Below are 23693 nucleotides of genomic sequence, written 5' to 3'. Positions count from 1 at the left end.
GCGAGGGGCGGTGTTTCACGTGAAACACCGCCCCTCGGTCCGTCTCCGGGGTCATGTTTCACGTGAAACATGACCCCGTTCACAGCCTCAGCCCTCCTGGTCGGCCCACCACTCCTTGAGTGCGGCCACCGCGGAGTCGTACTCCATCGGCCCGTTCTCCAGGCGCAGCTCCAGCATGTGCTTGTACGCGCGGCCGATGACCGGACCGGGACCGACGCCGAGGATCTCCATGATCTGGTTGCCGTCGAGGTCGGGGCGGATCGAGTCCAGCTCCTCCTGCTCCTGAAGCTTGGCGATCCGCTCCTCCAGACCGTCGTACGCACGCGACAGGGCCGCCGCCTTGCGCTTGTTGCGCGTGGTGCAGTCCGAGCGGGTCAGCTTGTGGAGGCGGTCGAGGAGCGGGCCGGCGTCACGGACGTAGCGGCGGACCGCCGAGTCCGTCCACTCGCCGGTGCCGTAGCCGTGGAAGCGCAGGTGGAGCTCGACCAGACGTGAGACGTCCTTCACCAGCTCGTTGGAGTACTTCAACGCCGTCATGCGCTTCTTGGTCATCTTCGCCCCGACCACCTCATGGTGGTGGAACGAGACCCGGCCGTCCTTCTCGAAGCGACGCGTGCGGGGCTTGCCGATGTCGTGCAGCAGGGCGGCCAGGCGGAGGGTCAGGTCGGGACCGTCGTCCTCCAGTGCCATCGCCTGCTCCAGGACGATCAGCGTGTGGTCGTAGACGTCCTTGTGCCGGTGGTGCTCGTCACGCTCCAGACGCAAGGCCGGCAGCTCGGGCAGCACGCGGTCGGCGAGGCCCGTCTCGACGAGCAGCGACAGGCCCTTGCGGGGGTGCGGCGACAGGATCAGCTTGTTCAGCTCGTCCCGCACCCGCTCGGCCGAGACGATCTCGATACGCCCGGCCATCGCGTTCATCGCCGCGACGACCTCGGGGGCGACCTCGAAGTCGAGCTGAGCCGCGAAGCGCGCCGCCCGCATCATCCGCAGCGGATCGTCAGAGAAGGACTCCTCCGGGGTACCAGGAGTACGCAGCACACGCGACGCCAAATCCTGAAGCCCGCCGTGCGGATCGATGAACTCCTTCTCCGGCAGTGCGACGGCCATCGCGTTCACCGTGAAGTCACGGCGGACGAGATCTTCCTCGATGGAGTCGCCGTACGACACCTCGGGCTTGCGCGAGGTCCGGTCGTAAGCCTCCGACCGGTAGGTGGTCACCTCGATCTGAAAGCGTCGATCAGCGTCTCCGACGCGGGCATCCTTCTGCGCCCCGACCGTGCCGAAGGCGATCCCGACCTCCCAGACGGCGTCCGCCCATGGGCGCACGATCTTGAGTACGTCCTGGGGACGGGCGTCGGTCGTGAAGTCCAGATCGTTGCCGAGCCGGCCCAGCAGCGCGTCCCGGACCGAGCCGCCGACCAGGGCAAGTGAGAACCCGGCCTCCTGGAAGCGGCGGGCGAGGTCGTCGGCGACAGGAGCGATCCGCAGCAGTTCACTGACCGCGCGGTGCTGCACCTGGCTCAGGGCACTGGGCTTTTCTTCGTTGGCGTTCGGCACAACAGAAGAGGGTACGTGGCCCGGGCACCCCGGAGCTCCCCCCATTACGCATGCAGACACGTCCGTCAATACGCGCACAAGAGAAGCCCTTGAGACGGAGACCACCGCTCTCCGTCATACAGCGACATACCGGACAGCTCGGCGCCGGGCCGCGATCTTGTGGAACGGACCGCGGCACTTCCCCTCAGCGCGCATCGTTACCATGCGTGGACGCACATTCCGACGACCACTGACGACGACGAGGGACGGGCGAGCGCGTGGCCGAGGCGGCAGACTTCCAGGGGACCAGTGCCTCACCTGCCCGCCGGTGGCTACGGCGCACCGGGGCACTGCTCGCCGGTGCGCCCCTGCTGGCCGGACTTCTCCAGTTGCCCGCCGCGATGCCGGCGGACGCGGCCGGGCAGGAGTCCCCGCAGGCTGCCCCCGGCACGGGCTCGGTGTCCGTCGCTGTCGATTCGCTCAGCCCCAGCGCCCCCACCGAGGGGGACACGGTGACCGTGACGGGCACGGTGACCAACAACGGCAAGCAGCCAGTCACCGGCGCCCACGTCGACCTGCGGGTGGGGCCTTCGCTCGACACGCGCTCCGCCATCGACAGCCTCGCCAAGAAGAGCGACGACGTCCAGGGCCCCACGGGCGAGGCAGTCGGCGGCAAGTACAGCGAGAAGTTCTCCAAGCTCACCCCCGGCGTTGCGGAGCCCTTCAACATCTCCGTGCCGGCCGACGAGCTGGACCTCGGCCAGGACGGTGTCTACCAGCTGGCCGTCGCGCTCTCCGGTGAGACCGCCGCCCAGCCCTGGGACCAGGTTCTCGGCGTCCAGCGCACGTTCCTGCCGTGGCAGCCGGAGGAGGCCGGCACCAAGACGAAGACCACGTTCCTGTGGCCGCTCGTATCCGACGTCCACATGACGGCCGAGACGGGGTCGAACGAGCAGCAGACGCCGGTCTTCAGCAACGACGACCTCGCCGAGGAGATCTCCCCGGGCGGCCGCCTCGACCAGATGGTGTCGCTGGGCAAGGACCTCGACATCACCTGGGTGATCGACCCGGACCTGTTGGCGTCCGTCGACGCGATGACGCGGAACTACGAGGTCAGGGGCGAGGACGGCGCCACCGCCCCCGGCAGGAGTCAGGAGGTCGCCAAGCAGTGGCTCTCCGAGCTCCAGCAGGCGGTGGCGGGCAAGGAGGTCGTCGCCCTGCCGTTCGGTGATCCGGACCTGGCCTCCCTCGCCCACAATGGCACGGCCGTCACGGGCTCGCTGAGCCACCTCAAGGAGGCCACCGACGCCGTCGACAACACGGTGCAGACGGTCCTCCACGTGAAACCGTCCAAGGACTTCGCATGGCCCGTGGACGGCGCCGTCGACCCGTCGATCATGAAGGTCGCGACCTCCGCGGGCGCCGACAAGGTGATCGCCCGCAGCGACAGCCTCCAGGACGACCTGTCGTACACGCCCTCCGCGGCCCGGCCCATCGGTGGTGGCACCACGGCGGTCGTCGCGGACTCCCGGATGTCGACGGCGTTCCAGGGCAACCTGACGAAGGCCTCCGCGTCCACGCTCGCCGTGCAGCGCTTCCTGGCCCAGAGCCTGACGCTCGGCCTCCAGACCGGCAAGCAGCGCAGCGTCGTCGTCGCCCCGCAGCGCACGCCCTCCGTGAGCCAGGCGCAGGCGATGGCCGAGGCGCTGGGAGCCCTCCAGGGCGGGAACTGGTCCGAGTCGCAGGACCTCGCGGCCGCCGCCAAGGCCAAGCCGGACCCGTCGGCCAACAGGAAGGTGCCGCCCGGCTCCGCGTACCCCTCTTCGCTGCGCAAGCAGGAGCTGCCGCGGGCCGCCTTCGAGCAGATCGCGAGGACGCGGGCCAAGCTCGACAACTTCAAGGTGATCCTCACCGACGAGTCCCGGGTGGTCACCCCCTTCGGGCGGGCCATGAACCGCGAGATGTCCACGTCGTGGCGGGGCCGGGGCGTCGCCGCGGTGGGATACCGCGACGACGTCGAGTCCTACCTCGACGGGCTGATCGACGGGGTCAAGCTGATCGAGAAGTCGGAGACCAAGCTCTCAGGCCGCAGCGCCACGATCCCGGTCACCGTCCAGAACAACCTGGTCCAGGGCGTCGAGCACCTGGAGCTGCGGCTCACGTCGCAGAACCCGACGCGACTCAAGATCGACGGCAAAGCCTACGAGGAGCAGCCGGTCGCCGTGAACGGCGGGCACAGCCAGTCGGTGAAGTTCACCACGTCCGCCAACGCGAACGGCCGGGCGAAGGTGGAGGCCCAGCTGTACACGGAGGACGGCCAGAAGTACGGCGAACCCGTCACGTTCGACGTGAAGGTCACCGAGGTCACCCCCACCGTGATGCTGGTCATCGGCGGCGGCGTCCTGCTCCTGGTCCTCGCCGGCTTCCGTATGTACACCCAGCGCAAGCGCGCCGCCGCCCGCGAGGCCGCCGAAGACGCCACTGCGGAGGCGGAGGACGATGCCGACAGCCCGGTCGGCGCTCCGCAGAACCCGGAGGCCCCCGGCGACCGTCTCAAGGAGGAGTCCGAGGCCGGCTCACGGGCAGACGCCCAGCAGGCGAGTGACCCGGCCCCGGACACCGCAGCGGAAAGCGCCGACCCGTCCGGCACGGGTGAGAGAGTGGACCGTTGAGATGTCGTGGCCGGTGGGCCCGGGACGATGAGGTGGGGTAACCATGAACGCGCCGTACGACGGTGACCACGGCCGTGGCGTGGGCAGCTCGGGCTACCCCGAGTCGGGTGGGCCCGAGGGCCCGCCGCCCGAGCACGGTCAGGTGCCGCCGCAACCGCCCGCGGACATGTACCTCCAGGACGCCTACACCCAGGACCCCTACCGGGCACAGGACCTCAGCGCCCAGGACCCGGTCGCCGAGGCGCGCTACGACCGCGCCGCGCACCCCCCTCCCCCTCCGGGCACGTACCAGCCGCCGCAGCAGCTGTACGCCCAGCCTCCGCAGTCGCCGTACGCGCCCGACCCGCAGGTGTGGGCCAGGACGCCCGCGCCGGAGCCGGAGGGCCCGAGCAGGCACCTGCCGTACGGCGACGACGCCCGGACCACCCAGTTCGTGGGCGTGGACGACCTCGTCTCCCAGGCGGGCGAGCCGCGCCAGGAGCCGGACGCGTTCGCGCATCTCTTCCGGGACCAGCAGCAGGCCAGCGGCCACCCGTCCTACGAGTCGCCGTCGGTCCCCGGCCCGTCAGCGGCCCCGGGCCAGATGGCGCAGGGGCAGTACGCGGCAGGTCAGTACCCGGCTCCCGGCGAGACGGCGGCGACGCCGTCGGTGGATGACACCCCTGCCCCGGAGGCCGCTGCCCCGCCCGCTCCGAAGAAGGGCGGCCGCGCCGCGGGTCTGATGAAGTCCAGTGCCGTGATGGCGGCGGGCACGATGGTCTCCCGCCTCACCGGCTTCATCCGCTCCGCTCTGATCGTGTCGGCCCTCGGCGTCGGCCTCCTCGGTGACACCTTCCAGGTCGCCTACCAGCTGCCGACGATGATCTACATCCTCACCGTCGGCGGCGGTCTCAACTCCGTCTTCGTGCCGCAGCTCGTCCGCTCCATGAAGGAGGACGACGACGGCGGCGAGGCGTATGCCAACCGCCTGCTGACGCTCGTCATGGTGACGCTCGGCGCGCTCACCGCGCTTTCGATCTTCGGCGCGCCGCTGCTGATCCGCATGCTGTCCGACCCGGTCGCCAGCGACCCGGCGGCGAACCAGGTCGGCATCACCTTCGTCCAGTACTTCCTGCCCTCGATCTTCTTCATGGGCGTCCACGTGGTGATGGGGCAGATCCTCAACGCCCGCGGGAAGTTCGGCGCGATGATGTGGACCCCGGTCCTGAACAACATCGTCATCATCGTGACGCTGGGCATGTTCATCTACGTCTACGGCACCGCCGCCGACTCGGGGATGAAGGTCACCACCATCCCGCCGGAGGGCCAGCGCCTCCTCGGCATCGGTGTGCTGCTCGGCCTCATGGTCCAGGCCCTGGCGATGATCCCCTACCTGCGCGAGACGGGCTTCCGGCTGCGGCTGCGCTTCGACTGGAGGGGCCAGGGCCTCGGCAAGGCCGTCACGCTCGCCAAGTGGACGGTCCTGTTCGTCCTGGCCAACCAGGCGGGCGCCATGATCGTCATCCAGCTGTCCACCGCGGCGGGCAAGGCCTCGCCGGTCGACGGCACCGGCTTCGCCGCCTACGCCAACGCCCAGCTGATCTGGGGCCTGCCGCAGGCCATCATCACGGTCTCCCTCATGGCCGCCCTGCTGCCGCGCCTGTCGCGCTCGGCGGCCGAGGGCGACGGCGGTGCCGTCCGCGACGACATCTCACAGGGCCTGCGCAACACGGCGGTCGCCATCGTGCCGATCGCGTTCGGTTTCCTCTCGCTCGGCATCCCCATGTGCACCCTGATGTTCGGCTCCTCCGGCACCAGCGAAGCCACCAACATGGGCTTCATGCTGATGGCGTTCGGTCTCGGCCTGATCCCGTACTCCGTGCAGTACGTCGTCCTGCGGGCCTTCTACGCCTACGAGGACACTCGAACTCCCTTCTACAACACGGTCATCGTGGCCGCGGTCAACGCGGGCGCCTCGGCGATCTGCTACTTCGTCATCCCGTCGCGCTGGGCCGTGGTCGGCATGGCCGCCTCCTACGGCCTGGCCTACGCGATCGGCGTCGGGGTCGCCTGGCGCCGGCTGCGCAAGCGGCTGGGCGGGGACCTCGACGGCTCCCGTGTCCTGCGGACTTACGCCCGGCTGTGCATCGCGTCGGTCCCGGCCGCCCTGCTCAGCGGCGCGGCCTGCTACGGCATCGGCCGCACGCTCGGCCAGGGCGTCGTGGGGTCGCTCGCCGCCGTGCTGGCCGGAGGCGCGGTCCTGCTCGTGATCTTCTTTGTCGCCGCCCGCCGCATGCGCATCGAGGAGCTCAACTCGCTGGTCGGCATGGTCCGCGGACGCCTGGGACGCTGAGTCGGGAGGTGGGCGCACAACCATCGTCAGCCACCGCGTGTCGTGCATAGCGGCGGACTGTGGGCACAATTGGTTTCGGCGTCGGACGGCGCGCAACGGATGCCGGGCGGCGCGCAATGGATGGGGAGGCAGGAACGACGGTGGCGGAACGGAGTACGGCTGCCGTCGACGTGGCAGACAACAGCGACGAGACGTCGCTGACCGCACAGGCGGACCAGTCCACGGCCGACGGGGTGGCCAAGAACCGGGAGCGGGACACGGACAGCGACGAGGTACAGGAGAGCACCCGGACCGACGGTCCAGCGAAGACCTCGCCGCCCGAACTGCACAGTGGTCACAAACTCGCCAGACGCTACCGCCTCGAGGAGTGCGTCACCCGTCTGGACGGTTTCAGCAGTTGGCGTGCCGTGGACGAGAAGCTCCGTCGTGCCGTCGGCGTGCACATCCTGCCCGCTGACCACTCACGGGCCCGGTCCGTCCTGGCCGCCGCCCGCTCCTCCGCCCTGTTGGGCGACCCGCGCTTCGTCCAGGTGCTGGACGCGGTGGAGGAGAACGACCTCGTCTACGTCGTCCACGAGTGGCTTCCGGACGCGACGGAACTGACCACGCTCCTCGCCTCCGGGCCGCTGGAGCCGTACGACGCCTACCAGATGGTCAGCCAGATCGCCTCCGCCATGGCCGCCGCCCATCGCGAAGGTCTCGCCCATCTGCGGCTGAACCCCAACGCCGTCCTGCGTACCTCGACCGGCCAGTGGCGCATCCGCGGGCTCGCGGTGAACGCCGCGCTGCGGGGCGTCGCGTCCGACACCCCGCAGCGCACCGACACCGAGGCCATCGGCGCCCTGCTGTACGCGGCGCTCACCCAGCGCTGGCCGTACGAGAGCGATGCCTACGGGCTGTCCGGCCTGCCGAAGGACATCGGCCTGATCGCGCCCGACCAGGTGCGTGCCGGTGTGCACCGCGGCCTCTCCGAACTCTCCATGCGCGCGCTCGTCAACGACGGCGCCACCGCCTCCCGGCACGAGTCGCCGTGCACCACGCCGGAGGAGCTGGTGAAGGCGATCGGCGAGATGCCCCGTATCCGCCCGCCGGAGCCGGCGTTCACCGCCCCGCCCGAGTACCAGCGCACGTCGTACCAGCAGGGCACGTACGGCCGCCAGGCCCCGCGCCCCGGTGCCACCCAGCCGGTCCCGACCCCGCCGCCCCCGTTGCAGAGCCGCACGGGCAAGGCACTGAAGTGGGCCGTGTCCGGGCTCCTGATCGCCGCGCTGGGCCTCGGCAGCTGGCAGCTGGCGGACGCGCTGATGGACCAGGGCGGCAAGAAGGACGACCCGGGCCAGACGCAGAACAACGAGGACGGCGACAAGAACAAGAAGTCCCCGGCACTCACGCCGATCGCCATCAAGGGCGCCGAGGAGTACGTCGCCAAGGGTGACGCCCAGCACCCCGCTGACGTGACCAAGACCTACGACGGCAACACGTCCACGGGCTGGCGCACCAACAGCTACCTGGACGGCCCGAAGATGGTGATAAAGCCAGGTGTCGGCATCGTCTACGACCTCGGATCCGAGAAGGAGGTCTCGGCGGCGGCCCTCTCGCTGCGCTACGGCGGCGACCACACCACGGTCGAGCTGTACGCGACCGACTCCCTCGGCTCGACCACGCCGCTGAGTTCCATGACGAAGCTGGGCAAGGCGACGACGAGCACCACCTCCGCGAAGGTGACCGTCGACAAGCCGGTGAAGAGCCGGTACCTCCTGGTGTGGCTGACGGCCCTGCCGTACTCCGGCGACGACCCCGCCAACTTCAGCAACCCGGGCTACAAGCAGGCCATCACCGAAGTGAAGTTCACGGGCTGAGAGCCGACAGAGGGGAAGGGGGTTCGATGGCGGACCGCGCCGAGTCCAGCGGTGCAAGTGATCAGGACCTCCTCGCCCGGCACGTCGCGGGCGACCCCGACGCCTTCGGTGAGATCGTGCGGCGGCACCGCGATCGGCTCTGGGCCGTAGCCCTGCGGACGCTGGGAGACCGCGAGGAGGCCGCTGACGCGGTGCAGGACGCCCTCGTCTCCGCCTACCGGGCCGCCCACACCTTCCGGGGCCAGTCGGCCGTCACGACGTGGCTGCACAGGATCACGGTGAACGCCTGCCTGGACCGCGCCCGCAAGGTCGCCTCCCGGAAGACCTCTCCCGTCGACGACACCGAGCGCCTGGAGCAGCTGCTGGAGCCGCACGAGTCGGCTTCGGCGCCCGCGGAGCGCAACGATCTCCACCGGCAGCTCATCGAAGCCCTGGGGACCCTGCCGGCCGACCAGCGAGCGGCGCTCGTCCTGGTGGACATGCAGGGCTACCCGGTCGCGGAGGCGGCCCGCATCCTCGACGTTCCGACCGGCACGGTGAAGAGCCGATGTGCGCGCGGCAGAGCCAGACTCCTGCCGCTGCTCACCCACCTACGGCCGGACAACCCCGGTGAGAGCAAGAAGCCCGGCGGGGAACGGAACCGGACGCAGGGGCCAGCCGTCCCACCCGCAGCGGGACCGCGCCGAGCGGAACCACCGGACACAGGACCGAGCGACCCAGCGGCAGTGAAGGGCGGAGGTGGACGAGCGTGACGTCGACGACAGACATGGCCGGGCACCCGGACGTCGCGGAGATCTCCGACCTCGCCGAGGGCCTCCTCGCACCGTCCCGGAGCACCGACGTACGCCGGCATCTGGACGGGTGCGAGCTCTGCGCGGACGTCTATGCCTCCCTGGAGGAGATCCGCGGGCTGCTCGGCACGCTGCCGGGCCCGCCGCGCATGCCCGCCGATGTCGCGGGCCGCATCGATGCCGCCCTCGCCGCCGAGGCCCTGCTGAACGCCATGGTGCCGGAGGCCGCGGAGAGCCAGACGCCCGTGAGCACTCCCCGTCCTATGTCCGAGGACGACAGTGGTGCGCATGTTTCACGTGAAACATCGACGCCCGCCGACCGACCCGCCGGGCGCCCCCGGTCGTCCACCACCGGCCCGGGTCGCAAGGGCCGCACGCGGAACGGCCGCCGCAGGATCGCCGTTCTGGGGACCGTCTTCACCGTCGCCGCCCTGGGACTGGGCTCCGTCCTGCTGTCGTCACTCGGCGACGGCAAGCCCCGGCATGACACGGCGGGCGGACAGCAGAGCGCGCCGGCGGACACCTTCTCCGAGGGGAAGCTCGAGAAGCAGGTCACCGATCTCCTGGCCCAGAAGCAGAGCAAGAAGGAGGGGGGTTCCCGCACCCCCTTCGGCGCGGCGACCGCCCCCGGCACCGACCATCCCCAGGTCTTCCGGGAGCCCACCGTGCCCGGCTGCGTCCGCGACGGCATCGGACGCAAGGACACGGCCCTGGCGGTCGAGAACGGCAGGTATCAGGGGAAGAAGGCCATGCTGGTGCTGCTCCCCGACACATCCGACCCGACTCGGGTCACTGCCTACATCGTCGACGCGACCTGTGCGGATCATGCGCCGGCGACCGCCGAGGGCAAGGTCCTTCTTCAGCGCTCGTACCCGTCCGCCTGAGGCACGTCTTCGTCTGCGCCCTGCGCGGTACCCGGCACAGGGCCGCTTCTCCGTGTGCCCGGACACACCGGGAATGCGCGCCCCTTAGGATCCGTTGGGTGGGGTGAGAGCTCCGAGAGAAGCTCCCACCGGTCGAACGACGCAGTCCAGAGACGAGGAATCAAGCCGTGAGCGACGTCCGTAACGTGATCATCATCGGCTCCGGGCCCGCCGGCTATACGGCGGCGCTCTACACCGCGCGCGCGTCGCTGAAGCCACTGGTGTTCGAGGGTGCCGTCACCGCCGGCGGTGCGCTCATGAACACCACCGACGTCGAGAACTTCCCGGGCTTCCAGGACGGCATCATGGGCCCCGAGCTCATGGACAACATGCGGGCCCAGGCGGAGCGCTTCGGCGCCGAGCTCGTCCCGGACGACATCGTCGCCGTCGACCTGACCGGTGAGATCAAGACCGTCACGGACACGGCCGGTACCGTCCACCGGGCCAAGGCCGTCATCGTCGCCACCGGCTCGCAGCACCGCAAGCTCGGTCTGCCGAACGAGGACGCCCTCTCCGGCCGTGGGGTGTCCTGGTGCGCCACCTGTGACGGGTTCTTCTTCAAGGACCAGGACATCGCCGTGATCGGTGGTGGCGACACCGCCATGGAGGAGGCCACCTTCCTCTCGCGGTTCGCCAAGTCCGTGACCGTCGTCCACCGCCGCGACACCCTGCGTGCCTCCAAGGCCATGCAGGAGCGCGCCTTCGCCGACCCGAAGATCTCGTTCGTGTGGGACAGCGAGGTCGCCGAGATCCAGGGTGACCCGAAGCTCTCGGGCCTGAAGCTGCGCAACCTCAAGACCGGCGAGCTTTCGGACCTGCCGGTGACCGGTCTCTTCATCGCCATCGGTCACGACCCTCGCACCGAGCTCTTCAAGGGTCAGCTCGACCTGGACGACGAGGGCTACCTGAAGGTGGCCGCGCCGTCGACGCGCACCAACCTGACCGGTGTCTTCGGTGCCGGCGACGTGGTCGACCACACCTACCGCCAGGCGATCACCGCGGCGGGGACCGGCTGCTCCGCTGCTCTCGACGCCGAGCGCTACCTCGCCGCCCTCGCGGACGAGGAGCAGCCCGAGCCCGAGAAGACCGCTGTCTGACCTCTCTCCCTACCCGCCCCACGCACCAACCAGTTAAGGAGCCCGCCGTGGCCGGCACCCTGAAGAATGTGACCGACGACTCCTTCGAGCAGGACGTCCTCAAGAGCGACAAGCCCGTCCTGGTGGACTTCTGGGCCGCCTGGTGCGGTCCGTGCCGCCAGATCGCGCCGTCCCTTGAGGCGATCGCCTCCGAGTACGGCGACAAGATCGAGGTCGTCAAGCTGAACATCGACGAGAACCCGGGTACGGCCGCCAAGTACGGCGTCATGTCCATCCCGACCCTGAACGTCTACCAGGGTGGTGAGGTCGCCAAGACCATCGTGGGCGCCAAGCCGAAGGCCGCGATCGTTCGCGACCTCGAGGAGTTCATCGCCGAGTGAACCGGCGAAGCCGTCTGAGCGACGGCGCATGTTTCACGTGAAACACGAATGGGCCAACCCGGAAGGGTTGGCCCATTCGTTTGACTGCCTGCCCTACAGCGGCCGCAGCGCCGGCTCCTTCTGTACGGCTCCCAGGAGCCGGTCGAGGGCCATCTCGACGTCTTCCTTCCAGGAGAGCGTCGACCGCAGTTCCAGCCTCAGCCGGGGATACGTGGGGTGTTGCCGGACCGTCTTGAAGCCCACCGCCAGGAGGTGGTCGGCGGGCAGCACACAGGCCGGTTCCTTCCAGCGCGCGTCCCCGAACGCCTCGATCGCTTTGAACCCGCGCCGCAGCAGATCCTTGGCGACCGTCTGGACCATCACCCGGCCGAGTCCCTGCCCCTGGTACCCCGGCACGATGAACGCGGTCATCAGCTGCACCGCGTCGGGGGAGACGGGACTCGTGGGGAAGGCCGTGGAGCGCGGGACATAGGCGGGAGGGGCGTAGAGCACGAAGCCCACCGGTACGTCGTCGACGTACACGACCCGGCCGCAGGAACCCCAGTCCAGCAGAACGGCCGAGATCCAGGCTTCCTTCTCCAGAGCGGACTTGCCCGCCTTTACCGCGGCCTCACCGCTGACCGGGTCGAGCTCCCAGAAGACACACGACCGACAGCGCTTGGGAAGGTCCTGAAGGTTGTCCAACGTGAGCGGTACGAGCCGGCGCCCCATGAAGGCTGATCCTCGCTTCCTTCGCCTGCCGCGTCGCGGGCGGCTGTCAGAGCGCTCCGTTCCCTGAGGAGACTGCCGATGAACCCACCGACCGCTCCCAGCCCCAAACCGGCGCTCACCAGTCCAGAGCGGCTCATCGTTCGCATGGCCCCTGCCTTCCTCTCAGAGGTGCTGCCGGGTGGTTGCGCCGTATCCGAACGCATCGTATCCACGATGCGATTCCATCGATACCGCCAGAAAGGAAAGAGCGGGCCACGTTCCGGCACACACCGGACATGGCCCGCTCTGTCATCCATAAAAGCGGCTCCTGCCGGAGGCTCAGGACTCGCTCTCTTCGGAGTCGCCCTCCAGCAGGCTCTTCTGCAGAACCGGCCCCTCCCCAGGAGCGAGTGAGCCGAGGATCCGCTCAAGGTCCTCCATGGAGGCGAACTCGACGGTGATCTTGCCCTTCTTCTGGCCCAGGTCGACCTTCACCCGCGTCTCGAAGCGGTCCGAGAGCCGCGTGGCGAGCTCGGACAGGGCGGGAGAGACACGAGCACCGGCACGCGGGCCCTTGGGCCGCTGGGCCTTCTGAGGACGCGACCCCATCAGGGTCACGATCTCCTCGACGGCTCGCACCGACAGCCCCTCGGCCACGATGCGGTGCGCCAGCCTGTCCTGCTCCTCCGAGTCCTCAACGGACAGCAGGGCCCGTGCGTGACCGGCGGAGAGCACTCCGGCGGCCACCCGGCGCTGCACCGCCGGCGAGAGCTTCAGCAGCCGCAGGGTGTTGGAGACCTGCGGGCGGGATCGGCCGATGCGGTCCGCCAGCTGGTCGTGCGTGCAGTTGAAGTCCCGCAGCAACTGGTCGTAGGCAGCTGCCTCTTCCAGCGGGTTCAGCTGGGCACGATGCAGGTTCTCCAGCAGAGCGTCCAGGAGGAGCTTCTCGTCGTCCGTGGCGCGCACGATCGCCGGGATCGCCTCCAGCCCGGCCTCGCGGCAGGCCCTCCAGCGGCGCTCGCCCATGATGAGCTCGTAGTGGGCGGGACCCACCTGCCGTACGACGACCGGCTGCAGGAGCCCCACTTCCTTGATGGAGGTGATGAGCTCGGCCAGCGCGTCCTCGTCGAAGACCTCACGCGGCTGCCGTGGGTTCGGCGTAATGGAGTCGAGGGGGATTTCGGCGAAGTGCGCACCCATGGGCGCCGCAGGCGTGGCGGGAGCACTGGGCTGCGCCGGCTCCTCTGTTTCACGTGAAACATTCGGCAGCGTCGCCACCTTCGCCGCGGCCACCCCACGGTCGTTCGGCAGCACGGGCACTGCCGCGGGGGACGTGGAAGCGGCGCCCCCCGCCGCAGCCTGGGCTACCGACTTCTCCGTCGGGGCCGCAGGGATCAGTGCGCCGAGACCACGGCCCAGCCCCCTCCGTCGCTCGCTCACTGAATGCCCTCCACCATGCTCGGGTCGTTCTGCTGTGCGCCGATATGGGCGTGCGTCGCGTCATAGCTGATGCCGACGCCCTTCAGCGCGATCTCTCGTGCCGCCTCAAGATAAGAGAGGGCACCACTCGATCCAGGATCGTAAGTCAGGACCGTCTGCCCATAACTCGGCGCCTCGGAGATACGGACGGACCTGGGAATGCTCGTCCGCAGCACCTCATCGCCGAAGTGGGTGCGCACCTCGTCCGCGACCTGGGAGGCGAGTCGTGTCCGGCCGTCGTACATGGTGAGCAGGATGGTCGACACATGGAGGGCGGGGTTGAGGTGCCCCCGCACCAGATCCACGTTGCGCAACAACTGACCCAGGCCTTCCAGCGCGTAGTACTCGCACTGGATCGGGATCAGAACCTCCTGGCCCGCCACCAACGCATTGACGGTCAACAGGCCTAGGGACGGCGGACAGTCGATGAGGATGTAGTCCAGCGGCTGTTCGTACGCCTGGATGGCGCGCTGCAGCCGGCTCTCCCGTGCCACCAGGGACACCAGCTCGATCTCCGCACCGGCGAGATCGATCGTGGCAGGGGCACAGAAGAGGCCCTCGACATCGGGGACCGGCTGGACGACCTCGGAAAGCGGCTTACTCTCCACCAACACGTCGTAGATGGACGGGACTTCGGCGTGATGGTCGATGCCCAGCGCGGTGGACGCATTGCCCTGTGGATCGAGGTCGACCACCAGAACCCGGCCACCGTGCAGGGCCAGCGACGCGGCAAGGTTGACGGTCGTCGTCGTCTTGCCCACACCGCCCTTCTGGTTGGCGACCACCATGATTCGGGTCTGCTCGGGCCGTGGCAGGCCCTCGCCGGCGCGGCCTAGAGCCTCCACCGCCAGTTGGGCAGCACGACCGATGGGAGTGTCGTCCATCGGAGGCGGTGTTTCACGTGAAACATCCGCCCCCATCGACTCGGTACGGGGACCGGGGACCGGATCGGTCATCGGTCCCGCGATGTTGGCGTCGGACCGCAAGGATTCACTCTCCTCGACTTCAGGCTCGCAATGAACAGAGCCTCCCATGTCTTCGGGGTCGTGAACCAGTGAGGCCTTCCGTTCTGTGGAGAAATCCACCTCTGTGGACAACTCAGTTCCCTCATCGAGTGACCCGAGAGGCTTACGGTCGCGGGGTTCGGCCGCAGCGCGGCCACGACTGATGATGCCGTGCAGCAGTGAGCGACGTTTCACGTGAAACACGATGCACAGCAGCCGTGGCCGAACTGTCGCGACACTCCGGCATGCGTAGGTTTGGCAGCTTGTGTGGAGTACGTCTCGTCCTCAGGACGGATCAGCGTCGCCGACGGGCCCGCCCCGTGCGAGCCGCCTTGGCGCGCTTCGCCGCGAAGCGCACGCCGCCGGGGCTCTCCCCGACCTCGACCCGGACGACCGTGGACATCGGGTCCACCACGCCCTCACCGACATGCAGGATGGACGTCTCCACCGCACCCAGCTTGCTCAGGGCCGCCGATGCGCTCTTCAGCTCCTCCTCGGCGGCGTCGCCCTTGAGCGCGAGCATCTCCCCGTACGGCCGCAGCAGCGGGATGCCCCACGTGGCGAGGCGGTCGAGGGGTGCGACGGCCCGGGCCGTCACGACGTGGACGGGCTGGATCTTGCCCATGACCTCCTCGGCCCGGCCGCGCACGACGGTCACATGATCGAGGCCGAGCAGTTCCACGACCTCGGTGAGGAAGGTGGTACGCCGCAGCAGCGGTTCCAGCAGCGTGATCTTCAGGTCCTCCCTGACCAGCGCCAGCGGAATGCCGGGGAGACCCGCACCTGAGCCGACATCGCACACCGTCACACCCTCGGGCACGACCTCCGAGAGCACCGCGCAGTTCAGCAGGTGCCGCTCCCACAGGCGGGGCACTTCACGCGGGCCGATGAGACCACGCTGCACGCCCGTCTCAGCGAGCAGCTCGGCGTACCGCACCGCATCCGCGAAGCGATCACCGAACACCTCGCGCGCCTGCTCGGGCGCGGGGGGAAGCTCCGCTGCCTCCGTCACGGGGGACCGTCCTTCCGTACCGCGTCAGCGCACCCAGCGCCGACACCAGAACCACCAGAACTATCAGGCTGACAAAGTTCGGCCCCGCCTGCGCAACAGACGGGGCCGGGAAACGTAGGGGCCGATCAGGCGGGAAGCACGACGACGAACCGCTGCGGCTCCTCGCCCTCGGACTCGCTGCGCAGGCCCGCGGCCTTGACCGCGTCGTGCACGACCTTGCGCTCGAAGGGCGTCATCGGCTTCAGCTTCACGGCCTCACCGCTGCTCTTGGCCTCGGCGGCGGCCTTGGCGCCCAGCTCGGACAGCTCGGAACGCTTCCGGGCGCGGTATCCCGCGATGTCGAGCATCAGCCGGCTGCGGTCACCGGTCTCACGGTGCACGGCCAGGCGGGTGAGCTCCTGGAGCGCCTCCAGCACCTCACCGTCACGGCCGACCAGCTTCTGGAGGTCGCGGCTGCCCGTGTCGCTGATGATCGAGACAGAGGCACGGTCGGCCTCGACGTCCATGTCGATGTCGCCGTCGAGGTCGGCGATGTCGAGCAGACCCTCCAGGTAGTCCGCCGCGATCTCGCCCTCCTGCTCCAGGCGGGTCAGGGTGTCTGCACCCTCGGCAGCGGCGGAGGTGGTGCCTTCCGTCACGGGATGGACTCCTTCTTACTTCTTGGACGGGGACTTGGGCCGCTGCGGACCCTTGCGCTGTCCGGACTGGGCCTTGCTGCGGGTACCGCTCCCGGACTTCGCGCCGGACTTCTTGGCAGCGGCGGCGGGCTTGGCGTCCTCGGGCTCGTCGGACTTGGTGAGCGACGTCTTCGGCTCGGACTCCTCGGCTGCCTTGGCGGCAGCGGACTGGCGCTGTGCCTTGGTCTGCCGCTTGGGCTGCTGACGCTTCGGGGTGCCGGTGGTCGGCGTACCGTCCTCGGCCTCGACGGCGGCAGCGGTGTCGCTCTTGATCACGGTGCCGTCGGTCTGAGCGGCGAGGCCGGCCTTGCTGAGGCCGTTGATGAACTTGCGCTCGAACTCGTTGCGGTCGCGTCCCTTGGCGACGATGGCCTTCACGATGACCTTGTCACGGCGCCGGCTGACCTTGCCGTGCGTGGTGACGTGCTTGTGCAGGCGCTCCAGGTACGCGGCCTGGGCCTTGGACCCCGGGGTCGGGTTGTTGTGGATGACGTACATCTGCTGGCCCATGGTCCACACGTTGGTGGTCAGCCAGTAGACGAGGACACCGACCGGGAAGTTGATTCCGAAGACGGCGAACATGACCGGGAAGACGTACATCAGCATCTTCTGCTGCTGCATGAACGGCGTCTTCACCGTGGTGTCGACGTTCTTCGTCATCAGCTGGCGCTGCGTGAAGAACTGCGACGCCGACATCAGGACGATCATGATGGCGGTGACCACGCGGACGTCGGTGAGGGAGGCACCGAGTGCTTCCACCTTCGACGCGCTGTCGGTGAACTTCACCGCCAGCGGGGCACCGACGATGTGCGCCTTCTGCGCGCTCTCCAGGAGGCTGGTGTTGATCACGCCGATGGTGTCGTTCGACGCGATGCTGTTGAGCACGTGGTACAGGGCGAAGAAGAACGGGGACTGCGCCAGGATGGGAAGGCACGAGGAGAGCGGGTTGGTGCCCGTCTCCTTGTACAGCTTCATCATCTCTTCGGACTGACGCTGCTTGTCGTTCTTGTAGCGCTCCTGGATCTTCTTCATCTCGGGCTGGAGCGTCTGCATGGCCCGGGTCGCCTTGATCTGCTTCACGAAGAGCGGGATCAGGCAGATACGGATCAGGATCACCAGGGACACGATCGACAGGCCCCAGGCCCAGCCGGTGTCGGGGCCGAAGATGGCGCCGTACACCGAGTGGAACTGGACGATGACCCAGGAGACGGGTGTGGTGATGAAGCTGAAGAGGCTGGCAATCGTGTCCACTAATCATGCTCCTTGGGCATGGGACGGTGTCTCTGCGGCCGGGCTCGAAGGACTGGACGGACTTGTGGGAGAAGTCTGTCCCTCGGTGGCCGGGACGGCGGCGGAGGGCCCGCCCTTGCGTGCACGCCACGCGTTACGCAGCATTTCGTGCCACCGCGGGCGCTTGCGCGGCGGGACATGGTCCACACCACCCAGCGACCACGGATTGCACCGCAGGATGCGCCAGGCCGTGAGTGCCGTTCCCTTGATGGCACCGTGCCGGTCGATGGCCGTGAAGCCGTAGTGGGAGCACGACGGGTAGTACTTGCAGACCGGGCCCAGCAGCGGACTGATCGTCCACTGGTAGAGCTTGATCAGAGCAAGCAGCGGGTACTTCATCGCGCGCCCCCTCCCAGCAGCCGCTGGAGGGCGGCGTCCAGGTCTCGGGCCAGCTGTGCATGGTCGGCGTCGCCCGCACCGGGCAGCGCTCGTACCACTACCAGGCTACCGGGGGGCAGCTGGGCGACTCGGTCGCGCATCAGGTGGCGAAGCCTGCGCTTCACTTTGTTGCGTACGACCGCACCGCCCACGGCTTTGCTCACGACGAAACCCGCACGCGTCGGGGGAGCGCTCTCCCCAGGCGCATGCGGGTCCGTGGCACCGCTACGAAGGTGGACGACGAGGTACGGGCGTCCTGCCCGGCGTCCTCGCCGTACCGCGGTCGCGAAGTCCTCGCGCCGCCTCAGCCGGTTCTCGGTGGGCAGCACGACGTCATGACCTGACCGGGATCAGGCGGACAGACGGGCGCGACCCTTGCTACGGCGGGACGCGAGAATCGCGCGGCCGGCACGGGTGCGCATACGCAGCCGGAAGCCGTGGGTCTTCGCGCGACGACGGTTGTTCGGCTGGAAGGTGCGCTTGCTCACTCGGGGGCTCCAGAAGAAATCGGTAGTTGCGGGGTGCCGTCCTGGCTGTCACCGTGCGCCCACGAGTAGCTCGCAGTTACGCCCGAGTGCACCGCTTACCGATCACCCCAGTGACCTGTGCCCATCGGAGGCAGGCGGCAGCAGCCATCGACAACTCGACCTGGTTACGGTACGCGCGGCTACGCCATCCGGTCAAACCAGCAGCCGCCCGGAGACACTTGTCCACAGGCTGGGGACAACAACTTGAACCGCAGCGGCCGCCCTGACTACCGTGACGGAACTCCGATTCGTTCCCTTATCCCTGCCCCACCCGATTTACATCCCGAGCCGTCCCAGAACCACACGTTCGTGGGACCTGTGAGAGAGCGTGCCCTGTGGCTGACGTACCTGCCGATCTTGCCGCAGTGTGGCCACGCGTATTGGAGCAGCTCCTCGGGGAGGGCCGCGGCCAGGGCGTCGAGGCGAAGGACGAGCACTGGATCCGGCGCTGCCAGCCGCTCGCGCTGGTCGCGGACACCGCCCTGCTCGCCGTACCGAACGAATTCGCGAAAGGCGTCCTCGAGGGTCGGCTGGCGCCCGTCGTCAGCGAGACCCTGAGCCGCGAGTGCGGCCGCCCGATCCGGATCGCGATCACCGTCGACGACTCCGCGGGCGAGCCCCCGGCCACCACGGCGCCCCCGGCCCGTCCCCAGGGGCGTTACGAGGAGCCCGAGGTTCCGGCCGCGCGCCAGGACCGCGACGGTTATGAGGGGTACGGCCGCCACCGCGCCGACCAGTTGCCGGGAACGGCAGGCGACCATCTCCCGCCTACGCGCGGAGACCAGCTCCCCTCCCCCCGTCCCGCGTACCCGTCCGAGTACCAGCGCCCCGAGCCCGGCTCCTGGCCGCGCCCGTCGCAGGACGACTACAGCTGGCAGCAGCAGCGCCTCGGCTTCCCCGAGCGTGACCCGTACGCGTCACCGAGCCAGGACGCCTACGGCTCGCAGGACTCGTACGGAACCCAGGATTCCTACGGATCCCATGGGTCGTCGCAGGACTCCTACGGCTCACATGGACACGGCGGGTCCTATGGGTCCCGCGGTTCGCAGGACTCGTACGGCTCGTCCCCCCAGGACGCCTACGGCTCCCAGTCCCAGGACTACCGCCCGCAGCCCATGGAGCGCCCCTCCAACGAGGCGTCGCGCTCCGACTACGACACGTCACGCCCCGACTACGACCAGCGCGACCCGGTCCGCCGGGAGCTGCCCGAGCCGCCGGCCGGCTCGGGCCACGTGCACCGCGGCGGACCCGTCGGCCCGAACCTGCCCACGACCGGCGCGCCCGGCCCGCTGGCCGCGCAGCCCGCTCCGGCGACCGGCCCGGGTGAGCCCACCGCGCGGCTGAACCCGAAGTACCTCTTCGACACGTTCGTCATCGGCGCCTCCAACCGCTTCGCGCACGCGGCGGCCGTCGCTGTCGCCGAGGCACCGGCGAAGGCGTACAACCCTCTGTTCATCTACGGGGAGTCCGGGCTCGGCAAGACGCACCTGCTGCACGCGATCGGGCACTACGCGCGCAGCCTCTACCCGGGCACGCGGGTGCGGTACGTGAGCTCGGAGGAGTTCACCAACGAGTTCATCAACTCCATCCGCGACGGCAAGGGCGACAGCTTCCGCAAGCGGTACCGCGAGATGGACATCCTGCTCGTCGACGACATCCAGTTCCTGGCGGACAAGGAGTCGACGCAGGAGGAGTTCTTCCACACCTTCAACACGCTCCACAACGCCAACAAGCAGATCGTGCTGTCCTCCGACCGGCCGCCCAAGCAGCTGGTGACGCTGGAGGACCGGCTGCGGAACCGTTTCGAGTGGGGTCTGATCACCGACGTCCAGCCGCCCGAGCTGGAGACGCGTATCGCGATCCTCCGCAAGAAGGCGGTGCAGGAGCAGCTGAACGCGCCGCCCGAGGTGCTGGAGTTCATCGCGTCCCGGATCTCGCGCAACATCCGCGAGCTGGAGGGCGCGCTGATCCGGGTCACGGCGTTCGCCTCGCTCAACCGGCAGCCGGTCGACCTGGGCCTGACGGAGATCGTCCTCAAGGACCTGATCCCCGGCGGCGAGGACTCGGCCCCCGAGATCACGTCCACGGCGATCATGGGCGCGACGGCGGACTACTTCGGCTTGACCGTCGAGGACCTGTGCGGCACCTCGCGCGGCCGCGCCCTCGTCACCGCCCGGCAGATCGCCATGTACCTGTGCCGTGAGCTCACGGACCTGTCGCTGCCGAAGATCGGCGCGCTGTTCGGCGGCCGCGACCACACGACGGTCATGCACGCCGACCGCAAGATCCGCAATCTGATGGCCGAGCGCCGCTCGATCTACAACCAGGTCACCGAGCTGACCAACCGCATCAAGAACGGCTGACACAGCCGGGTCGTACGACGCCCAGGGCGCCCCCGGAGCAGGTTTTCCGGGGGCGCCCTTCCTCATGTCGCGGTCGGCCTTCGTCAGGTCGCGGTCGCCGGCTGTTCGAATACCTGCCGGGTTACGGCCACTCTCCACAGATTCGGCGACTTTTTCCCGTCCACACCCTGGGGACCGGGAAGTTGTCCAGACTGTGTCCACAGGGGCCTCTGTTGAAGGACCATCAGACCAGCTCAGTGGCATGTGGATTCGTGGACGAACGATCTCCACAGACTGTGGACAGCGCGGGCATCCACAGGCTGTGCATCGAGTTGTCCACCGGCAACCCACAGGTTGAGGCCGGTTGTCCCCAGCGATCCCCAGCTTCTCCACATCGCTGTCCACTGTTCGGCAACGCGACGCGCCTCCTCACCGGGTCGAGTGAAAGGCGTCACACGAAGGTGCCGGGTTGGGCTGTGGGAAAGGTGGGTAAAGCTGGGGACGGCACTGGGGAGAACTCGCCTCACCCTGTGCACGGGGTGTGCAGAACTTTCTGTTCTCCACAGAGACCCCTGGTTGTCCACCGCCGTCACCCACAGGACCGGTGGACAAAATTCCTGCTCTGAGCTGGGCAAACGTGGTTATCCACGGTATCCACAGGCCCTACTACTACTCCCGACTAGAGAGAGCTGGGAATTCGTTTCGAAGCGGGCCCTGTGCACAACTCGCCCTCCGGCGCCCGACCGCCCCTCGTCACGACTTGACCCCGAGAGGCACCTACTGTCAGTGCGGTGCGTCAGACTGGTCCCCGGTGTCCTCCCCATCCCGGGGGCCGTCGACACCGACACAGACGACGAGGGCCAGGCAGAGCGAGAAGCGCCGGCAACAGCAGGAGGCGGCAACAGTGAAGATCCGGGTGGAACGCGACGTACTCGCGGAGGCAGTGGCCTGGGCGGCACGCAGCCTCCCGGCCCGTCCGCCGGCGCCTGTCCTCGCCGGCCTGCTGCTGAAGGCCGAGGACGGCCAGCTGAGCCTGTCCAGCTTCGACTACGAGGTCTCCGCGCGTGTTTCCGTGGAGGCCGAGGTCGAGGAGGAGGGCACGGTGCTGGTCTCCGGCCGCCTCCTCGCCGACATCTGCCGTGCCCTCCCCAACCGGCCGGTGGAGATTTCCACAGACGGTGTACGGGCGACCGTGGTCTGCGGCTCCTCCCGGTTCACACTCCACACCCTGCCTGTGGAGGAGTACCCGGCGCTGCCGCAGATGCCGAACGCGACGGGCACGGTCCCCGGCGAGGTCTTCGCCTCCGCCGCCGCCCAGGTGGCGATCGCCGCCGGACGTGACGACACGCTGCCCGTCCTCACGGGCGTCCGCATCGAGATCGAGGGCGACACCGTCACGCTGGCGTCCACCGACCGCTACCGCTTCGCGGTCCGCGAGTTCCTGTGGAAGCCGGAGAACCCGGAGGCCTCCGCGGTCGCCCTGGTGCCCGCCAAGACGCTGCTGGACACCGCCAAGGCCCTGACGAGCGGCGACCAGGTCACCCTGGCGCTGTCCGGCTCGGGCTCCGGCGAGGGCCTGATCGGCTTCGAGGGCGCCGGCCGCCGTACGACGACCCGCCTGCTGGAGGGCGACCTCCCGAAGTACCGCACGCTGTTCCCGACGGAGTTCAACAGCGTCGCCGTGATCGAGACCGCCCCCTTCGTGGAGGCCGTCAAGCGAGTGGCCCTGGTCGCCGAGCGGAACACCCCGGTGCGGCTCAGCTTCGAGCAGGGCGTGCTCATCCTGGAGGCCGGCTCCAGCGACGACGCACAGGCTGTGGAAAGGGTCGACGCCCAGCTGGAGGGCGACGACATCTCGATCGCCTTCAACCCGACGTTCCTGCTGGACGGCCTGAGCGCCATCGACTCCCCGGTCGCGCAGCTGTCCTTCACGACGTCCACCAAGCCGGCGCTGCTCAGCGGCAAGCCGGCGCTGGACGCCGAGGCGGACGAGGCCTACAAGTACCTGATCATGCCGGTGCGGCTCAGCGGCTGAGGCACACCGTTTCGGCGGCGGTTGTCCACAGGCTGAGGACGAAGCCGCCGGTAAAGCCGCAGGTGAGGGGCTACGACTGAGCGCGTATGCCCACAGATGTGCGCGAGCGTCCGGGTTTAGGCTCGGACGCGGGTACGAAAGTGCCGCAACGCCACGTCGGACACCTGCAAACCTAAGGAACACAACTGATGGAGCTCGGTCTCGTCGGCCTCGGCAAGATGGGCGGCAACATGCGCGAGCGGATACGCCGCGCGGGCCACACCGTCTTCGGATACGACCGCAACCCGGACCTCGCCGATGTCCACAGCCTGCCGGAGCTCGTGGGCAAGCTCAGCGGCCCGCGCGTGATCTGGGTGATGGTCCCGGCAGGCGAGCCCACGCAGTCCACCATCGACGAGCTGGCCGAACTGCTGGAGCCCGGCGACGTCGTCGTGGACGGCGGCAACTCCCGCTGGACCGACGACGAGAAGCACGCGGAGGAGCTGGCGGCCAAGGGCATCGGCTTCGTCGACTGTGGTGTCTCCGGCGGCGTCTGGGGCCTGGAGAACGGTTACGCGCTGATGTACGGCGGCGACGCGGAGAACGTCGCCAAGGTGCGGCCGGTCTTCGACGCCCTCAAGCCGGAGGGCGACTTCGGCTCGGTGCACGCGGGCAAGGTCGGCGCGGGCC

The 23693-nt window shown here is 68.9% G+C and carries 20 protein-coding genes; 10 read left to right on the top strand and 10 right to left on the bottom strand.

Going from position 1 to position 23693, the window contains the following annotated elements; all coding sequences use genetic code 11:
* Nucleotides 1-87 precede the first annotated feature (87 nt).
* Entirely contained in the window at nt 88-1557 is a 1470-nt protein-coding gene (locus GTY47_RS17900) for a CCA tRNA nucleotidyltransferase (protein ID WP_173937269.1), read from the bottom strand.
* Between the two features lie 257 nt (nt 1558-1814).
* On the opposite strand from GTY47_RS17900, the gene GTY47_RS17895 reads away from it, so the two are divergent.
* The 7 genes from GTY47_RS17895 (at nt 1815) to trxA (ending at nt 11590) form a co-directional block, all read left to right on the top strand.
* Entirely contained in the window at nt 1815-4208 is a 2394-nt protein-coding gene (locus GTY47_RS17895; RefSeq protein ID WP_010032736.1) for a DUF6049 family protein, read from the top strand.
* A gap of 43 nt (nt 4209-4251) precedes the next feature.
* Nucleotides 4252-6540, top strand: a complete 2289-nt coding sequence (gene murJ / locus GTY47_RS17890) for a murein biosynthesis integral membrane protein MurJ (protein ID WP_010032735.1) — start codon at nt 4252-4254, stop codon at nt 6538-6540.
* 140 nt (nt 6541-6680) lie between these two features.
* The gene (locus tag GTY47_RS17885; protein ID WP_010032734.1) at nt 6681-8399 is read left to right on the top strand and encodes a protein kinase family protein; all 1719 of its coding nucleotides are present in this window, start codon (nt 6681-6683) and stop codon (nt 8397-8399) included.
* Between the two features lie 26 nt (nt 8400-8425).
* On the top strand, nt 8426-9151 hold the full coding sequence (sigM, locus tag GTY47_RS17880; protein ID WP_010032733.1) for an RNA polymerase sigma factor SigM: 726 nt from the start codon (nt 8426-8428) through the stop codon (nt 9149-9151).
* Nucleotides 9148-10074, top strand: coding sequence for a membrane protein (locus GTY47_RS17875; protein WP_010032732.1), 927 nt, complete (start codon nt 9148-9150; stop codon nt 10072-10074). Before sigM ends, GTY47_RS17875 begins: the two co-directional genes overlap by 4 nt.
* A 167-nt stretch (nt 10075-10241) precedes the next feature.
* Nucleotides 10242-11210 (top strand): thioredoxin-disulfide reductase, encoded by a 969-nt coding sequence (gene trxB / locus GTY47_RS17870; protein ID WP_010032730.1) that lies wholly within the window; start codon nt 10242-10244, stop codon nt 11208-11210.
* A gap of 47 nt (nt 11211-11257) precedes the next feature.
* Nucleotides 11258-11590 (top strand): thioredoxin, encoded by a 333-nt coding sequence (trxA, locus tag GTY47_RS17865; protein ID WP_010032728.1) that lies wholly within the window; start codon nt 11258-11260, stop codon nt 11588-11590.
* A 93-nt stretch (nt 11591-11683) separates the two neighbouring features.
* Here trxA and GTY47_RS17860 read toward each other — a convergent pair whose 3' ends face one another.
* The 9 genes from GTY47_RS17860 to rpmH form a co-directional block, all read right to left on the bottom strand.
* Nucleotides 11684-12301 carry a GNAT family N-acetyltransferase gene (locus GTY47_RS17860; RefSeq protein WP_010032726.1) on the bottom strand — a complete coding sequence of 206 codons (618 nt, stop codon included), beginning with the start codon at nt 12299-12301 and terminating at the stop codon, nt 11684-11686.
* 318 nt (nt 12302-12619) lie between these two features.
* Nucleotides 12620-13720, bottom strand: coding sequence for a ParB/RepB/Spo0J family partition protein (locus tag GTY47_RS17855; RefSeq protein WP_029180680.1), 1101 nt, complete (start codon nt 13718-13720; stop codon nt 12620-12622).
* Nucleotides 13717-14793 (bottom strand): ParA family protein, encoded by a 1077-nt coding sequence (locus GTY47_RS17850; RefSeq protein ID WP_078602706.1) that lies wholly within the window; start codon nt 14791-14793, stop codon nt 13717-13719. The genes GTY47_RS17855 and GTY47_RS17850 overlap by 4 nt, the downstream gene beginning before the upstream one ends.
* 265 nt (nt 14794-15058) lie before the next feature.
* Nucleotides 15059-15775, bottom strand: a complete 717-nt coding sequence (gene rsmG, locus GTY47_RS17845; protein WP_010032719.1) for a 16S rRNA (guanine(527)-N(7))-methyltransferase RsmG — start codon at nt 15773-15775, stop codon at nt 15059-15061.
* 125 nt (nt 15776-15900) lie between these two features.
* The gene (locus tag GTY47_RS17840) at nt 15901-16413 is read right to left on the bottom strand and encodes a R3H domain-containing nucleic acid-binding protein (protein WP_010032717.1); all 513 of its coding nucleotides are present in this window, start codon (nt 16411-16413) and stop codon (nt 15901-15903) included.
* A gap of 15 nt (nt 16414-16428) precedes the next feature.
* Nucleotides 16429-17703, bottom strand: a complete 1275-nt coding sequence (yidC, locus tag GTY47_RS17835) for a membrane protein insertase YidC (RefSeq protein ID WP_010032715.1) — start codon at nt 17701-17703, stop codon at nt 16429-16431.
* Between the two features lie 3 nt (nt 17704-17706).
* On the bottom strand, nt 17707-18081 hold the full coding sequence (gene yidD, locus GTY47_RS17830; RefSeq protein ID WP_010032714.1) for a membrane protein insertion efficiency factor YidD: 375 nt from the start codon (nt 18079-18081) through the stop codon (nt 17707-17709).
* The gene (gene rnpA / locus GTY47_RS17825; protein ID WP_010032713.1) at nt 18078-18449 is read right to left on the bottom strand and encodes a ribonuclease P protein component; all 372 of its coding nucleotides are present in this window, start codon (nt 18447-18449) and stop codon (nt 18078-18080) included. Before rnpA ends, yidD begins: the two co-directional genes overlap by 4 nt.
* A 21-nt stretch (nt 18450-18470) precedes the next feature.
* Nucleotides 18471-18608 carry a 50S ribosomal protein L34 gene (rpmH, locus tag GTY47_RS17820; protein WP_003956500.1) on the bottom strand — a complete coding sequence of 46 codons (138 nt, stop codon included), beginning with the start codon at nt 18606-18608 and terminating at the stop codon, nt 18471-18473.
* A gap of 374 nt (nt 18609-18982) precedes the next feature.
* On the opposite strand from rpmH, the gene dnaA reads away from it, so the two are divergent.
* The 3 genes from dnaA to GTY47_RS17805 all read left to right on the top strand — a co-directional run.
* A complete protein-coding gene (dnaA, locus tag GTY47_RS17815; protein ID WP_078602705.1) occupies nt 18983-21010 on the top strand; it encodes a chromosomal replication initiator protein DnaA in 2028 nt (675 codons plus the stop codon).
* Nucleotides 21011-21893: 883 nt separating this feature from the next.
* On the top strand, nt 21894-23024 hold the full coding sequence (gene dnaN, locus GTY47_RS17810) for a DNA polymerase III subunit beta (RefSeq protein ID WP_010032702.1): 1131 nt from the start codon (nt 21894-21896) through the stop codon (nt 23022-23024).
* Nucleotides 23025-23212: 188 nt separating this feature from the next.
* Nucleotides 23213-23693: NAD(P)-binding domain-containing protein (locus tag GTY47_RS17805; protein WP_010032701.1), on the top strand; the 481-nt coding region annotated here is incomplete at its 3' end.

This window comes from Streptomyces sp. SID5464, from assembly GCF_009862985.1.
GTDB lineage: Bacteria > Actinomycetota > Actinomycetes > Streptomycetales > Streptomycetaceae > Streptomyces > Streptomyces chartreusis_D.
Note: the sequence above shows the minus strand (reverse complement) of the source record. Positions and strands in the feature narration are given on the sequence as shown.